16 protein-coding genes and 1 pseudogene are annotated in these 13,377 nt (G+C 73.5%); 10 read left to right on the top strand and 7 right to left on the bottom strand.

What is annotated here, in order from left to right; genetic code table 11:
• Positions 1-61 precede the first annotated feature (61 nt).
• Complete coding sequence (locus AB0O40_RS11990; RefSeq protein WP_365038750.1) at positions 62-1,405, top strand: multidrug effflux MFS transporter; 1,344 nt, start codon at positions 62-64, stop codon at positions 1,403-1,405.
• Here the strand turns inward: AB0O40_RS11990 and AB0O40_RS11985 are convergent.
• Entirely contained in the window at positions 1,369-2,262 is an 894-nt protein-coding gene (locus AB0O40_RS11985) for a PaaX family transcriptional regulator C-terminal domain-containing protein (protein ID WP_365038747.1), read from the bottom strand. The genes AB0O40_RS11990 and AB0O40_RS11985 overlap by 37 nt on opposite strands.
• Positions 2,263-2,327: 65 nt before the next feature.
• Between AB0O40_RS11985 and AB0O40_RS11980 the strand changes: the two are divergent.
• A pseudogene (locus AB0O40_RS11980) lies at positions 2,328-3,236 on the top strand (CocE/NonD family hydrolase); the annotation flags it as partial.
• 251 nt (positions 3,237-3,487) lie between these two features.
• Here the strand turns inward: AB0O40_RS11980 and AB0O40_RS11975 are convergent.
• Positions 3,488-3,943, bottom strand: coding sequence for a helix-turn-helix domain-containing protein (locus tag AB0O40_RS11975; RefSeq protein ID WP_365038903.1), 456 nt, complete (start codon positions 3,941-3,943; stop codon positions 3,488-3,490).
• Between the two features lie 175 nt (positions 3,944-4,118).
• On the opposite strand from AB0O40_RS11975, the gene AB0O40_RS11970 reads away from it, so the two are divergent.
• The gene (locus AB0O40_RS11970; protein ID WP_365038745.1) at positions 4,119-5,042 is read left to right on the top strand and encodes an alpha/beta hydrolase; all 924 of its coding nucleotides are present in this window, start codon (positions 4,119-4,121) and stop codon (positions 5,040-5,042) included.
• A gap of 166 nt (positions 5,043-5,208) precedes the next feature.
• Here the strand turns inward: AB0O40_RS11970 and AB0O40_RS11965 are convergent, their stop codons facing one another.
• Entirely contained in the window at positions 5,209-5,952 is a 744-nt protein-coding gene (locus tag AB0O40_RS11965; RefSeq protein ID WP_365038742.1) for an SDR family oxidoreductase, read from the bottom strand.
• 91 nt (positions 5,953-6,043) lie between these two features.
• Here AB0O40_RS11965 and AB0O40_RS11960 point away from each other — a divergent pair, with 91 nt between their 5' ends.
• On the top strand, positions 6,044-6,637 hold the full coding sequence (locus AB0O40_RS11960; RefSeq protein WP_365038739.1) for a TetR/AcrR family transcriptional regulator: 594 nt from the start codon (positions 6,044-6,046) through the stop codon (positions 6,635-6,637).
• Here the strand turns inward: AB0O40_RS11960 and AB0O40_RS11955 are convergent.
• Positions 6,634-7,245 carry a potassium channel family protein gene (locus AB0O40_RS11955; RefSeq protein WP_365038736.1) on the bottom strand — a complete coding sequence of 204 codons (612 nt, stop codon included), beginning with the start codon at positions 7,243-7,245 and terminating at the stop codon, positions 6,634-6,636. The genes AB0O40_RS11960 and AB0O40_RS11955 overlap by 4 nt on opposite strands.
• 4 nt (positions 7,246-7,249) lie before the next feature.
• Positions 7,250-7,909 (bottom strand): GAP family protein, encoded by a 660-nt coding sequence (locus tag AB0O40_RS11950; RefSeq protein WP_365038733.1) that lies wholly within the window; start codon positions 7,907-7,909, stop codon positions 7,250-7,252.
• A gap of 87 nt (positions 7,910-7,996) precedes the next feature.
• On the opposite strand from AB0O40_RS11950, the gene AB0O40_RS11945 reads away from it, so the two are divergent.
• From AB0O40_RS11945 to AB0O40_RS11920, 6 genes are all read left to right on the top strand, one after another.
• A complete protein-coding gene (locus AB0O40_RS11945) occupies positions 7,997-8,389 on the top strand; it encodes an SHOCT domain-containing protein (protein ID WP_365038730.1) in 393 nt (130 codons plus the stop codon).
• 423 nt (positions 8,390-8,812) lie between these two features.
• Positions 8,813-9,274 (top strand): hypothetical protein, encoded by a 462-nt coding sequence (locus AB0O40_RS11940; RefSeq protein ID WP_365038727.1) that lies wholly within the window; start codon positions 8,813-8,815, stop codon positions 9,272-9,274.
• Between the two features lie 165 nt (positions 9,275-9,439).
• Positions 9,440-10,075 carry a toxin gene (locus AB0O40_RS11935; RefSeq protein ID WP_365038724.1) on the top strand — a complete coding sequence of 212 codons (636 nt, stop codon included), beginning with the start codon at positions 9,440-9,442 and terminating at the stop codon, positions 10,073-10,075.
• Positions 10,072-11,322 (top strand): MAB_1171c family putative transporter, encoded by a 1,251-nt coding sequence (locus tag AB0O40_RS11930; protein ID WP_365038721.1) that lies wholly within the window; start codon positions 10,072-10,074, stop codon positions 11,320-11,322. The genes AB0O40_RS11935 and AB0O40_RS11930 overlap by 4 nt, the downstream gene beginning before the upstream one ends.
• Complete coding sequence (locus AB0O40_RS11925) at positions 11,319-11,936, top strand: hypothetical protein (protein ID WP_365038718.1); 618 nt, start codon at positions 11,319-11,321, stop codon at positions 11,934-11,936. Before AB0O40_RS11930 ends, AB0O40_RS11925 begins: the two co-directional genes overlap by 4 nt.
• Positions 11,937-12,071: 135 nt before the next feature.
• The gene (locus AB0O40_RS11920; RefSeq protein ID WP_365038715.1) at positions 12,072-12,431 is read left to right on the top strand and encodes a hypothetical protein; all 360 of its coding nucleotides are present in this window, start codon (positions 12,072-12,074) and stop codon (positions 12,429-12,431) included.
• Between the two features lie 104 nt (positions 12,432-12,535).
• Here AB0O40_RS11920 and AB0O40_RS11915 read toward each other — a convergent pair whose 3' ends face one another.
• Entirely contained in the window at positions 12,536-12,847 is a 312-nt protein-coding gene (locus AB0O40_RS11915; RefSeq protein WP_365038712.1) for an SCO5918 family protein, read from the bottom strand.
• 254 nt (positions 12,848-13,101) lie between these two features.
• Positions 13,102-13,305, bottom strand: coding sequence for a cold-shock protein (locus tag AB0O40_RS11910; protein ID WP_365038709.1), 204 nt, complete (start codon positions 13,303-13,305; stop codon positions 13,102-13,104).
• Positions 13,306-13,377 lie beyond the last annotated feature (72 nt).

Raw genomic sequence — 13,377 nt, 5'->3', positions numbered from 1 at the left:
CGGAGGTGGGGGTCTCCGGGCCCTTGAAAATATACCTGCCTGCGCAGGTATATTTGCGGGCATGACTGCTCCCCGACCCGCCGCCGGGCCCGCTGCCGTGTCTGCCGGGCCCGCCGGGCCCGCCGCCGAGCCGGCTGCCGCGGCAGCCGTCGAGCCGGCCGTCGGGTCGGGCTCCGTGCCGGGCCCCACCACGCCGGGCACGGCCGCCGGTGACGGCGCCGCGCCGCGTCCCGCGCTGCGGATGGTGCTGGTGCTCGGGGCGCTCTCCGCCTTCGGCCCGCTGAGCCTGGACATGTACCTCCCGGGCCTGCCGCAGCTCGCCGGGGACTTCGGCGCGAGCGCCGCCGACGCCCAGCTCACCCTCACCGCCTGCCTGCTGGGCCTGGCCCTCGGCCAGCTGGTCGCCGGGCCGCTCAGCGACGCGGTGGGCCGCCGCCGCCCGCTGCTCTGGGGGCTCGCGGGGTACGCCCTGGCCTCCGTCCTGTGCGCCTTCGCGCCCTCCGTCGGGGCGCTGACCGGGCTGCGGTTCCTCCAGGGCGTCGCGGGCGGCTTCGGCATCGTGATCTCCCGCGCCGTCGTCTCCGACCGGTACTCCGGGACCGCCGCCGCCCGCGTCTTCTCCCTCTTGATGGTGGTCAACGGCAGCGCGCCGATCCTGGCCCCGCTCTTCGGCGGCCAACTGCTGCGGCTGACCGACTGGCGCGGGGTGTTCTGCGCCCTGTCGGTCGTCGGCGCGCTGATCCTCGCGGGGGCGGCGCTGGTGCTGCGGGAGACCCTGCCGCCGGAGTCCCGCGGCGGTCGGGGGATCGGCGAGACCGTCCGCGGCTTCGGCCGGCTGCTGCGCGAACGCCGCTTCCTGGGCGAGACGTTCACCAGCGCCTTCGGGTACGGGGCCCTGATGACCTACATAGCGGGCTCGCCCTTCGTGCTCCAGCAGGTGTACGGCCTGAGCGCGCAGCAGTTCAGCCTCGCCTTCGGCGCCAACGCCCTGGGCATCGTCGTCCTCGGCCGGCTCAACGGCCTGCTGCTGCGCCGCCTTTCGATGCGGACCCTGGTCGGCTACGGCGTGCTCCTGCTGGTGTCCGGGGCGGCGCTGCTGATGACCTCGGTGCTCGCCGGGCTGGGGCCGGCCGGGGTGCTGCCCGCGCTGCTGCTGATCGTCTCCAGCATGGGCCTGCTGGGCCCCAACACCGCCGCCCTGGCCTTGCAGGGCCGCCCGCGCACGGCCGGTTCCGCCTCCGCGCTGCTGGGCCTGTGCCAGTACGCCCTCGGCGGGGCGGCCGCCCCGCTGGCCGGCCTCTCGGGCACCACCTCGGCCCTCTCCATGGCCGTGGTGATCGCCGTCTGCGCCGCGCTGTCGGCCCTGACCTACCTGTTCGTGGCCCGGCCCGGCACGTCCTCGTAGAGCGCGAACAGGCGGGGTTCGCCGGGTCCTCCCGGGAGCCGCCGCAGCCGCTCCCAGGCCTCGGCCGCCAGGGCCCTGGCCCGGGTGCCGGCCCAGTCCGCGGGCAGCAGCTCCGGCGGTAGCAGCGGGTCCGGTTCCATGGCCCGGGTGAACTCCGCCGCGAGCTCGACGGCGTACCGCAGACGCTCGACCGGGGTGGGCCCGGGCGCCGGGCCGTCCGCCGCCCCCGCGGCCCCGATCCGGGTCAGCCGGTCGTGGGCCAGCGCGGCCAGCGTCTCGTACCGCGCCGCGATCTCGGGCAGCGGCCAGAGCGCGGCGGCCAGTGCGGCCGGCTCCGAGGTGCTCCCGATCCGCAGGTCGGTGCTGGTCGCCCGGGTGAGCGCGGTCCGGATCCCGAGGCGTTCCGCGGCCTGCTCCACGTATCCCCCGATCGGGTGCGGGCTGACGTACAGCCCGCCCTGGACCGGGGCCGCGCCCAGCCGCAGCAGCTCCTCCCGCAGTGCGTCCCGGGCCGCCCGGGACTGCTCGGGGACCGCGAAGGCGAAGAGGTGCCAGCGGCCGTCCCAGGGCTCCGCCCCGGCGTCCTGCCGGTAGGCGAGGCGGACGAAGGCGGCGTCCGGGGCGAGCGCACCCGAGGTGTCGGCGACGGCCCGCAGCACGGCCTTGCGGCCCCGCCCCTCATGGGTGAACGCCCCCTCCGCGACCAGCCGCTTGATGCACAGCCGCACCTGCTGGTCGGTCATCCCGAGCGTGCCCGCGACCTCGTACAGCTCCTCGGCCGGCACGCTGCCGTCCGTCCGGACCAGGGCCTGGACGAGCAGCCGGGTGGGGATCTGCGGCGCCTCCGTATCGGTCATGCGACAACTGTAGTACGTTCAAAATAAAAACGATCGTTTCTCGTTCGATAGAAAGAGGTGGATCGATGGCGGGGACGGGGAGGGGGCGCCGCTGGTGGCGGGTGGTCCTGTGGGCGACGGCCGGGGTGCTGCTCGCCGGAGCGGTGCTGACCGGGCTGGCGGCCTGGCAGAACACGTACGAGCTCAGGGAGGAGCGGGTCCGCATCACGGCCGGCGGGCAGCCGCTGGACGCGGTGCTGGCACTCCCGCGGGGCGGGCGGGGGCCGTTCGGCCTGGTGGTCTTCGTGCACGGGGACGGGCCGGCGGACGCCACCCGCGACACCTACTACCGGCCCCTGTGGGAGTCCTTCGCCCGGGCCGGGTACGCCTCGCTGTCCTGGAACAAGCCGGGGGTGGCCGGCTCCCCCGGCGACTGGCTGGGGCAGAGCATGGATGACCGGGCCGCCGAGACGGCCGGCGCCGTCGCCTGGGCCCGCAGCCGACCGGAGGTCGACCCGGCCCGGATCGGGCTGTGGGGGGTCAGCCAGGCCGGCTGGGTGCTGCCGAGGGCGGCCGTCGACACACCGGGGGTGCGGTTCGTGATCGCGGTCTCGCCCGCGGTCAACTGGCTCCGGCAGGGCCGGTACGACACCCTCGCCGAGCTGACCGACCGGCACGCCACGAAAGAGGAGCGGCGCACCGCCCTGGAGCGCTGGGACGCCGGGGTGCGGGTGCTGCGCCGGGGCGGCTCGTACGCGGACTACCGGGCGGCGGTGCCCTCGGACACCGGGATGACCGCCCGGCGCTGGCACTTCGTCAGCCGTAACTGGACCGCGGACGCCACCGCCGACCTGCGCGCACTGGGCTGCCGGGGGATCCCGGTCCTCCTGGTCCTCGCCGGCCGCGACCGGAACGTGGACGTGGCGGAGACCGAGGCCGTCTACCGCCGCGAACTCCCCGCCGCGGCGCTGCGGGTGGCCCACTTCCCCGACGCCACCCACGGCCTCGCCCGGCCGGCGGTGGAGCACTCCGCCCTCACCGGCCTGCTGACGGCCCTCTTCGCCCCGCGGGAGATCTATGTGAAGGGCTACGCAGCCACGATGAGCCGGTTCGCCACGGCCGCGGGGGGCGGCTCCGCGACGCCCTCCGTGCGCGCCTGCCGGTCGCGACCGACGGCCGGCTCACCCTTTCCGCCCGCGCCTGGGCGGTCCGGGGCCGCCGGCCGGGCCCGGGGTGAAGGACCCGCTCAGGGGCGGAGGTTGGCGAGGTGCCCCGGTGTCAGGTGGCGCGCCAGTACCTCGAGCGCGTCGGCGACCTCGCGCACCGCGTCCGGTTCGGCACCGCCGAGGGCCGCCGCGAGCGCGGCCTCGATGGTGGTCGAGCGGACCTGCGCCACCCGCTCCGAGGGCTCGGCGGCCGGACGCACCAACTGGCGGCGGCGGTCCCCGGGATCCGGAGCCGTGACCACCGAGCCGGCCTCCTTGAGCCGGGCCACGGCCGTCGAGACCTGGCTCTGCGGCAGTCCCGTGCGCTCGGCGATCTCGCCGATGGCGCTGTCCGGGTGGGCCACGATGTCGCTCAGCGCGACCAGTACGGCGCGCGTGCCGCCGCCCCGGGTGCTGCCGGCCTCGGGGGCGGGCATGGCCTCCTCGCCGATCTTCATCAGCGTGCGGCCGAGCAGGAAGAGCTGCACCCCGTTCATGGCACTCATCGCAGTCATGGCCCCGACCGTACCCGCAACGCATCCAACCCGATGCATCGCGCGGGATTCATCGAACTCGATCCATCGGTATTGATGCATCGAATTCGATGGGATACGGTGAAGGCGTCGAAGGAGATGCCGGCGATCGGGCCGGCCATCCGGAGGGGGATTTCCGATGACCACGCCCACGCACGCGCCCACGCGCACCGCGTCCGCACCCGTACCCGCGGGGGAGACCGCTCGCGCCACGACCGCCGGCCCGGCTCCGCGTTCCGGCCGCCTGGCCGTCCCCGGTGCCGAGCTGTACTACGAAGTCCGCGGCAGCGGGCCCGTGTTGCTGATCGCCCAGAGCGGTGAGGGGGACGCCGGCCGGAGCGTGGACCTCGTGGACCGGCTCGTCGAGCGGTACACGGTGATCACGTACGACCGCCGCGGACTCTCCCGGAGCGTCCTCGCCGACCCGCGGGCCGCGCTGGGCCCGGCGGTCCACGCCGAGGACGCCCACCACCTGCTGGCCGCGCTGACGGACGGGCCGGTGGCCGTACTCGGCCTCAGCATCGGCGCCGTCATAGGCCTCCACCTGGCTCTGCGCCATCCGGAGCAGGTGCACACGCTCATCGCGCACGAACCGGTCGCGCCCGCCCTGTTGCCGGCCGCCGCCCGGGACCACCACCGCGGTGAACTGCTCGAGCTGCGCGAGCTGTACGAGCGCGAGGGCCTGGCGGCAGCCTGCCGGGAGACGGCGAAGGTGCTGGGCATCGACCCCGGATCCACCGACCGGGAAGCCGGCCTGACGGAGCATCCGGTCGACGCCCGGCGGGTCGCGAACTTCCACCTCTTCTTCACCCGCGAGCTGGCCGGCATCGCGGCCGACCCGCTCACCGCCGAGCAGGTGCGGGGCCTGCGGGGCGGCCCGGTCCGGATCGTGCCGGTCGCCGGCCGGACCACCCCGAGCGAGGTCTTCGACTACCGCTGCGCCGAGGAGCTGGCGGCCCTGCTGGGCACCGCCCCCGCCGAGTTCCCCGGCGGTCACAACGGCAACCTCGCCCACCCCGCCGCCTACGCCGCCCGCCTGCGCGAGGTCCTTGACCGCATATGACCCTCCGCCGGGAGGCGGCCGAGCGCGCGGGCGGCGCACGCGACGGGGGTGCGGGCGGCGTCGGGAGCCCGGCCGGGGCGGGGCGGCGGGCCGACGGGTTGGCGGGGTGAGGGTGAGGGCGGGGGTGTCGGCCGGTGTCGGCCGGGTCGTCTCCGGAAGAGGCGGGTTAGGACAGGTAGCCGCCGTCGATGTCGAGGACCGCGCCGGTGACGAAGGAGGCCGAGGGGCTGGCCAGGAAGGTCACGCCGGCCGCGATCTCCTCCGGCCGCCCGAAGCGGCCGAGGGCGTTGGCCGACCGCTGGGCCTCGGCGGTGGGGCCCTCCGGGGGGTTCATGTCGGTGGCCACCGACCCGGAGCGGACGACGTTCACCGTGATTCCGCGCGGTGCCAGGTCCCGGGCCGCGCCCTTGCTGAAGGCGACCACGGCCGCCTTGGTCGCGGCGTAGTCGGCGAGCCCGGGGGAGCCGGGGCGGGCCGAGAGGTTGGACCCGACGGTGACGATCCGGCCGCCGTCGGCCATCACCTTGGCGGCGGCCCGGATGCCGGAGGTCACCCCGCCGAGGTTCACGGCCAGTTGGTGCTCCAGCGCGGCCGCGTCGCCCTCCTCGTCCACCCGTGCGGCGGCGATCACCCCGGCGTTGTTGACCAGGACGTCCAGCCGTCCGAAGTCGGCGGCGACGGTCTCCACCAACTCCGCCACCTGCGCGGGGTCGGCCTGGTCCGCCCGGTAGGCGGCGGCCCGTACGCCGGCCTCCTCCAGGGCTCCGACCACCGCGGCCGCCCGTCCCGCGGAGGCCGCGTAGCTGATCGCGACGTCCGCCCCCTCGGCGGCCAGCGCCCGTGCCGTGGCGGCTCCGATGCCGCGCGAACCCCCGGTGACGAGCGCGACCTTGCCGTTCATGCTCCCCATGACCCCTCCTTGAATACCGATCGGTACAGAATGAGAGGACGGTACTATATCGATCGGTACACAATCAACGAGAAGTGTGGAGGGAGCGCCGATGCCCACCGGTCGCCCACGCGAGTTCGACCTGGACGAACGCCTCGACCGCGCCATGCGCGTCTTCTGGCGCCTGGGGTACGAGGGCGCCGGGATGGCCGAGCTCACCGAAGCCATGGGGATCAGCCGGCCGAGCCTCTACGCCGCGTACGGCAACAAGGAAGAGCTGTTCCGCAAGGCCGTCGAGCGGTACGCGGCCGGCCCGGCCCGGCATGTCGACGAGGCGCTGCGCGAGCCGACCGCGCGCGCCGCCGCGGAGCGCCTGCTGCGCGGCGCCGCCGAGGTCACCACCTCCCCGGACAACCCCTCGGCGGGCTGCCTGATCGTCCAGGGGGCCCTGGCGACCGGCACCGCAGCGGCCGGCCCCCGCGCCGAGCTGGCCGCGCGCCGTCGCGAGACGGAGGAGCTGCTGCGGGAGCGGTTCGAGCGGGCCCGCGAGGAGGGCGAGCTCCCGTCGGACGCGGACCTGGCCGACCTGGCCCGCTACGTCACCACCGTGGCGTACGGCCTCTCGGTCCAGGCCGCCGACGGCGCCACCCGCGCCGACCTGCTGCGCACCGTGGACACCGCACTCCGCTGCTGGCCCACGGCCTAACGGCCGGAAGCAGAATCGGGTCCGGGAGCTGGCCCGGGTTCGGGTCCGGGATCGGGTCCGGACCCGGGTTCCTGGTCGGGGGACTCCAGGCGGTGCATGCCCACCTTGGCGGCGCCGACCAGGATCTTGGCCACCCCGCCCACCACGACCAGGTCGGCCACCATCTGCGCGGTGACCAGGGCCCGGCCGACCTCCGCGACCGGGGCGATGTCCCCGAAGCCGACGGTCGCGAAGACCGCGACCGTGAAGTACAGCGCGTCCGTGCGGTCCAGCGGTTCGGAGAAGGCCCCGGGGTCCTCCAGGGCCAGCAGGTAGTAGGAGGCGGCGAAGAGCACCAGGAACAACGGAATAGCGGTGATCAGGGCCTCGACGGCGCGCAGTCGGGGATGCTCCGCGCGGGTGATGGCGGCGACCTGCCAGGCCACCACCCCGCCGAAGAGGACCAGCCCGAGCAGCAGCATCCCGAGGCTGAGGGCGCCGAAGCCGCGGTCCAGCGGGGCCACGTAGTAGAGCAGGGTGATCAGGCTCGCGGTGGCCACCGACCCGAGCAGCCGGCCGGCCATCGCCCGCCGTTCCCGGCGGTCCCGGGGCCCGCCCTGGCTCGCCACCCCGTCAGCTCGTCAGTCCGTAGAGGGACCGGCTCACCAGCCACAGCCCCAGACCCAGGCAGGCCACCACGACGGCGGGCTCCTTGTGCGCCGACAGCCAGGCCCGCAGTCGGGCCAGCGCTCCGCGGGCGCGGTCGGGGGCGAAGACCATGTACAACTCCATCGCGAGCAGGCTGGCGGTGGCGAGCAGGCAGAAGCCCATCAGGGCCAGGTAGGACGCGAGGTGGTCGAGGTCCGCCTTGACGACGGTGGCCGCCCCGGCCCCGACCATCCCCCACGGCTGGAGCAGGACGGCCAGCCCCGCCGCGGACCAGAGTCCGGCCCGGTCCACCCGTTCCATGGCGGAACTCCCCGCGCCCTTGCGGGTCTTCACCCGGTCGCCGCGCGTGCGGCGGCGGTGCGCGGCGTAGCCGACGAGCCCGGCGCCGATGGCCAGCTTGACCGCCAGGGCGGCGGTGGACGGGGGCGAGCGGTGGACCAGCGGTTGACCGCCGGTGATGAGCAGCACCGAGGCGATCACCGCGACCAGGCAGCCCAGCCACGCCAGGATGAAGGCGAGCCCCTTCCAGACTCCCCGGGGCGCCGAGAGCACCAGCACGAAGGCCATCACGGGCAGCGGGTACAGCGTGATGACCAGCCCGATCACCAGCAGGTCGAGCAGCACCCGCCCATCCTCACCCGGGCCCCTCGGGCGGGCAAACGATGACCTTCCCGACATGCGGCTTCAATTCCGCACAGGTATGAAGGAGACATGGACGACTATCCGCTGCTGAACCTCTTCTGGACGATGCTCTGGCTGTTCCTGTGGATCATGTGGTTCTTCCTGCTGTTCAAGGTGATCAGCGACATCTTCCGGGACCACAGCCTCGGCGGCTGGGGCCGGGCGGGCTGGCTGATCCTCGTCCTCCTCCTGCCGTACCTGGGCGTCCTCGTCTACCTGATCGCCCGCGGCCGCAGCATGGGCGAGCGGGACGTGAAGCAGGTCAAGGAGCAGGAAGAGGCCTTCCGCACCTACGTCCGCAAGGCCGCGGCGACGGATCCACCCGGCTCGGCCGCCGAGCTCCACGCCCTCTCGGCCCTGAAGGACAAGGGTGACCTCACCCAGGAGGAGTTCGATCGGGCCAAGGCCAAACTCCTCGCCTGACCCGGACCCTTGGTGCGGGGCTAATCTGGTCGCACGGCGCGGGGTCGTTCGCCCTCACTGCGAATGAGGGCGAGCGGCCCCGCGCTGCTGTCCCGGTGGCCGGATCGGTGGCCGGATCGGTGGCCTGCGGTGGGGTGGAGGGGGTGCCCGGCGGTGGCCGAAAGGCGGCTGGGGAGTCAGGGGTGCGCTGTGGAGCGGCCCCTGACAGGCTGGCATACTGCACGCGTATAGCCCTTCGCGCATCCCCCGTCGCGAAGGGCTATACCCGTAGGTGGGCGCCGGCGGCAGACGCGCGGCGTCCGCACGGGCAGGGGACTCCCCTGTGGTCCCCTGACCGTGTTTTTTGCAGTTAACAGTGACGTAGAGTGTTTACGCAAGCCCGGACGCTTGCGCCGGTGCGTGATGCGAACAGTGGGTAACCGGATGGACAACGGCGAAGACCGCGTGCCCGAACTGCACTCGCTGCAGCAGAAGGTCGAGTACATGCTGGAGAAGACCTTCCCGGGCCAGAAGGTGTCCGGCCGGACCTTCGCCGAGCTGGTGAAGGAACGCGGCGGCGCGCTCTCGCACAGTTACTTCTCCAACATCCTGGCCGGCAAGGTCACCCAGCCCTCTGAAGACATCCTCAAGGCGCTCGGACTCGGCTTCGGAGTGGACTGGCGGTTCTTCAAGGAGGAGTCGGAGGTCGTCGGCGACGTGGTCGCCGGACTCCAGTTCCTCGCCAAGCGCCGCACCGGCGAGATCAGCGGCGTGGCCGGCCGGGGTGTCGAGGACGACGGACTGCCCGCGGAGCTCCTGGAGTTCGCGCTCTCCCTGCTGGCGGACACCAAGGCCAAGCAGCGGTCCGAGACCGCGCCGGACGGGGAACCCGGCCCCGGGGCCTGACCCGGTCGCCGCCCCGGGGCCGCACCCCAGAGCCCGCCGCCACGCACCGAACGCCGGCCGCCACCCGACGCACCGCCCCCACGCGCCCCGGTGGCAGCGGGGGGCGCGTTCGTTAAACTCGCGGATCGCCCGTCACACACGCGTGACGACGACCAAGAGGCCCCCATGTCCCTGCGTGAACTGCGCAAAGAGTGCGAAGCCGGCCTGGCCGAGCTCCCCATACCCGCCCCCTTCACCATCGAGGCACTGGTGGCGAACATGGAGGCGGCCCGCGGTCGGACCATCGTCCTCCAGGAACTGCCCGAGCGGCTGGCCCGCGTCAACGCCGCCTGCGGACTGCGGCTGAAGTCCGGCGGCACCAGCTACGTGCTCTACCGCCGCCGCCCTACGGCGTACCAGACGCAGCACGTCATCCTGCACGAGCTGTGCCACGAGTGGTTCGACCACGGCACCACCCTGGACGCCGACCAACTCCGGCGGCTGCTGCCGGTCTTCGACACCTCGCTGATCACCCGGGTGCTCTCCTCCGACACGGTCCAGGCCCGGGCCCAGTACGACACGCACGACGAGCGGATCGCCGAGTTCGGCGCCTCCCTGATCCCGCGCATGGCCCGCGACGTGACCAGCGACGACATGGTCGGCCGACTGGCCAACTCGCTCTCCCGGCCGGTCGCCCACCGCCGCCGGCCGTTCTCCCCCCGCTCCCTCTTCCGCCGCACGGCGCCACCCGCCGGCCCCGCCGGGGGATCCGCCGACGGATCCGCGGCCCCACCCGCAGACCACCCCGAGGAACTCACGTGAGCGCGCTCGACCTCGCCGGCTACTTCATAGCCGGCCTCATGACCGCCGTCGCCCTGTGGCGCATGCCGGCCGCACTCTGGGGCGACGAGGAGGACAAGCGCCGCCGCGCCCTGTGGGGTTGTTACGCCGGCTTCGCCGTCGCCCTGTGGACCAAGACGCAGGTGGTCCGGACGAGCCTCAACAACAGCGACGTGGTGGACCTGGCGGTGCTGATCAAGCACTACACCTCCACCATCGCCATCCTGGCGATCCTCAGCTACATCGTCGCCATCTACGGCCACTACCCGGAGGACGGCGAGGTCCCGCGGCACGTCCGCTTCGCCCGGCTGGTCCAGCAGGTGGCCGCCAAGGCCTCCGTGGTCACCCTCGTCCTGCTGACCGTGCTCTTCTTCACGGTGGTGGACCGCTCGGTGCCCGCGGACCGGTTCGTGGCCGAACACGCCGGCCAGTGGGGCGCCACGCTCTACATGAGCGTCTTCTACCTGTACCTGGGCGCCGCGTCCGCGGTCTGCGCCTACCAGTGGGCGCTGGCCACGGCCGACGCCAAGCTGCCGCACCTGCGCATCGGCCTGGGCATGATGACCTTCGCGATGTTCATCGGCGTCGGCTACACCCTCAGCCGCACCCTGTTCCTGTGGATCAGCGTGGTCGACCGGCCCGGCGAGAGCTTCGCCCTGCACTTCGACGAGGTCACCGAGGCCGCCCAGGTGGTCCTCTTCGCCTTCTTCGCGCTCGGCGCCTCCCTCCCCGCCTTCAGCAAGGGCTGGCGGCGGGCCCGGCTGTGGCGGGCCCAGGTGCAGTTGCACCCGCTGTGGCGCGAGCTGATGACGGCCTTCCCCGACCAGCCCTTCGCTCCGCCGGCCTCGCTCACCCGTGAGCTGACCCGCTTCGACACCCCCGCCGACCTGCGGGTGGACCGCTGGTCGGCGGACATCGCGGACGCCGTCGAGAAGCTGCGCCACTACGTGCCGGACAGCCTGCTCACCGCCGCCAAGGAGGCCGCCGCGGGCGAGCGGGCCGACCCGGAGCAGGCCGGCGCGCTCGCCGACGCCCACTGGATCAGGGCGGCGCTGGTCGCCAAGGCGGAGGGGGCGCCGGCCGGCCGGGCAGCCGCCTTCGAGACCAAGCACGCCACCGACCAGGACGGCGAAGTCGCCTGGCTGGTCAGGGTGGCCGCGGCCTACACGTCCATCCCGGAGCAGCGCACCCGCGCCGTCCTGCAGTCCTGCCTGGAGCCCAGCGCATGAGCGTCACCGACAGCACCACCGGCACCGGCCCGACCGGGGGCGGTCCGGTCACCGCGGCGGCCCGCCTGGTCACCGACGTCCTGCAACCCCGCAACGTCCTGCTCGTCGGCATGCTCGGCATCGGCTGGGCCGCGTCCGGGCGTTGGACCGGGCTGCTCTGGGGTCTGCTCGGCGCGCTCTGCGCCGGGCTGGTCCCGGCCGGCTACATCGAATGGGAGCGCAAGCGCGGCACCTGGGGCGACCGGCACGTGGTCGACCGGACGCAGCGGGCGCCCATCTTCTTCGTCATCCTCGGTTCCCTCGGCACCGGTTCGCTGGTGATGGTCCTCGGGGGCGCGCCCACGCCCATCCTGGTCGCGATGCTCGGCCTGTGGGTGATGACCATCGGGCTGCTCGCCGTGAACACCGTCTGGAAGATCTCGGTGGACTCCGCGGTGGCCTCGGCGGTGGTGGCCCTGCTGGCCGCGGTGCACTCGCCGTGGTGGCTGCTGGGGTACGTGCTCACGGTCGCGGTCTGCTGGTCCCGGGTCGCGCTGACCTACCACACGGTCGCCCAGACCGTGGCGGGTGCCGCCCTCGGCGCCGCCACCACGGCCGCCTTCCTCTTCGTCTGAGCCGGCCGGGCGGGCCCGGGCGGGCGGGCCCGGGCCCGGTCGCGGTACGGCAGCGGGGCCCCGGAGGAACTACTGCACCATCTGCCGCCCCACCGGAGCAGCGAGCCGGACCGCCGGTGAATACAATCGGCTCCCATGTCGATGCCTGACGAGTTGCTCGTTGACGTCGCCACCATGGTGGAGTCCGGGCAGAGCAATCAGATGTCCCTGACCGTGGTGACCGGCGGTGCTGTGATCACGGGACGGCTGGCCCCCGAGGCCGTGTGGCGCGAGCGGGTGTCCGAGGTGCTGGCGGAGTCGTCCCGGCTGCGGGAGTTCGCCAAGACCTTCACCGCGGCGGGGCGCCGCGAGGGGCCACCCACCCATCTGCACTTCCACGTCGCCCGCATCCTGCAGGGCATGGTGGGGATCCCCGAGACGGGCGGGATGTACCGCGTCTCGATCGCCGACGTCACCGCCTGGACGATGGGCGACTTCAGCTACTCGGACCACTGACCGGACGCGCGCGGCAACGCCCTCCCGGCACGCGGGAGGGCCCGGCCGGAGCGTGCCGGCCGGGCCCTTCGCCGTGTGGGTGCCCGCGGGCACCCGTCCCGCGGTCAGGAGACCTCGTGGCCGCCGAGCAGTGCGTCCGCCTGCTCCCGCGGGCTGAGCACGTCCGCGGCCGGGGCGGTCCCGGGAAGGCCGCGGCAGGTGAAGCCGAGCTTGGTCATGGCCCGGACGACCTCGCCCGCGGTGAAGTCGCGGCGGTCCTGGCCGGTGACCACCTGGCCGACCTGCTTGACCGGGTAGGTGCGGCGCCCGATGATCACGGACTCGCCGGTGATCTCCTCGGGCGTGACGCCCTTCATGGCCTCCAGGACGCCGGCCTTGGTCAGGTCGAAGGGGAAGCGGGCAATGACACAGCGCATGAGGCCTCACATGAAAAGTGGGGAAATTGCGGGAACGGCCCGAGCAGAATGCGGTTTCGGGTGCCGACTCGATGGGAAGAGAAGGCCGCGCGGAGGTGACGGAAATACGAACGGAATTCCGGGGTGCCGCGGTCCGGTGGCGCGGCGGCCGGATTCCCGGACCGCCGTCCCGCCCCGGGGCCGCCGTGAAATGCGCGTGGCCGGGGCCGGCACCCCGAGGGGTGCCGGCCCCGGCCACGTCGTGCGCGTCGGTGTCAGGCGGGGACGATGTTCTCCGCCGTCGGGCCCTTCTGGCCCTGCGCGATGTCGAAGGTGACCTTCTGGCCCTCGCGGAGCTCGCGGAAGCCCTGGGCGGCGATGTTCGAGTAGTGGGCGAACACGTCGGCGCCGCCACCCTCCTGCTCGATGAAGCCGAAGCCCTTTTCCGCGTTGAACCACTTGACGGTGCCGGCAGCCATGTCTTTTCTCCTCTGGGCAGTGCATCGGCATCCGATATGACGAATACCGCGTCGCCGCGATGATGCCCTGCC

This window comes from Streptomyces sp. NPDC089919, assembly GCF_040684615.1.
Classification (GTDB): Bacteria; Actinomycetota; Actinomycetes; order Streptomycetales; family Streptomycetaceae; genus Streptomyces.
The sequence above is the reverse complement of the archived record's forward strand: the minus strand, read 5'-3'. Positions and strand labels throughout refer to the sequence as shown.

What these genes read in the sequence shown, in the direction of transcription:
- AB0O40_RS11990 (WP_365038750.1), top strand. Translation starts at nt 62, where the DNA reads ATGACTGCTCCCCGACCCGCCGCCGGGCCCGCTGCCGTGTCTGCCGGG.
- AB0O40_RS11985 (WP_365038747.1), bottom strand. Translation starts at nt 2,262, where the DNA reads ATGACCGATACGGAGGCGCCGCAGATCCCCACCCGGCTGCTCGTCCAG.
- AB0O40_RS11975 (WP_365038903.1), bottom strand. Translation starts at nt 3,943, where the DNA reads ATGAACGGGGTGCAGCTCTTCCTGCTCGGCCGCACGCTGATGAAGATC.
- AB0O40_RS11970 (WP_365038745.1), top strand. Translation starts at nt 4,119, where the DNA reads ATGACCACGCCCACGCACGCGCCCACGCGCACCGCGTCCGCACCCGTA.
- AB0O40_RS11965 (WP_365038742.1), bottom strand. Translation starts at nt 5,952, where the DNA reads ATGGGGAGCATGAACGGCAAGGTCGCGCTCGTCACCGGGGGTTCGCGC.
- AB0O40_RS11960 (WP_365038739.1), top strand. Translation starts at nt 6,044, where the DNA reads ATGCCCACCGGTCGCCCACGCGAGTTCGACCTGGACGAACGCCTCGAC.
- AB0O40_RS11945 (WP_365038730.1), top strand. Translation starts at nt 7,997, where the DNA reads ATGGACGACTATCCGCTGCTGAACCTCTTCTGGACGATGCTCTGGCTG.
- AB0O40_RS11940 (WP_365038727.1), top strand. Translation starts at nt 8,813, where the DNA reads ATGGACAACGGCGAAGACCGCGTGCCCGAACTGCACTCGCTGCAGCAG.
- AB0O40_RS11935 (WP_365038724.1), top strand. Translation starts at nt 9,440, where the DNA reads ATGTCCCTGCGTGAACTGCGCAAAGAGTGCGAAGCCGGCCTGGCCGAG.
- AB0O40_RS11925 (WP_365038718.1), top strand. Translation starts at nt 11,319, where the DNA reads ATGAGCGTCACCGACAGCACCACCGGCACCGGCCCGACCGGGGGCGGT.
- AB0O40_RS11920 (WP_365038715.1), top strand. Translation starts at nt 12,072, where the DNA reads ATGTCGATGCCTGACGAGTTGCTCGTTGACGTCGCCACCATGGTGGAG.
- AB0O40_RS11915 (WP_365038712.1), bottom strand. Translation starts at nt 12,847, where the DNA reads ATGCGCTGTGTCATTGCCCGCTTCCCCTTCGACCTGACCAAGGCCGGC.
- AB0O40_RS11910 (WP_365038709.1), bottom strand. Translation starts at nt 13,305, where the DNA reads ATGGCTGCCGGCACCGTCAAGTGGTTCAACGCGGAAAAGGGCTTCGGC.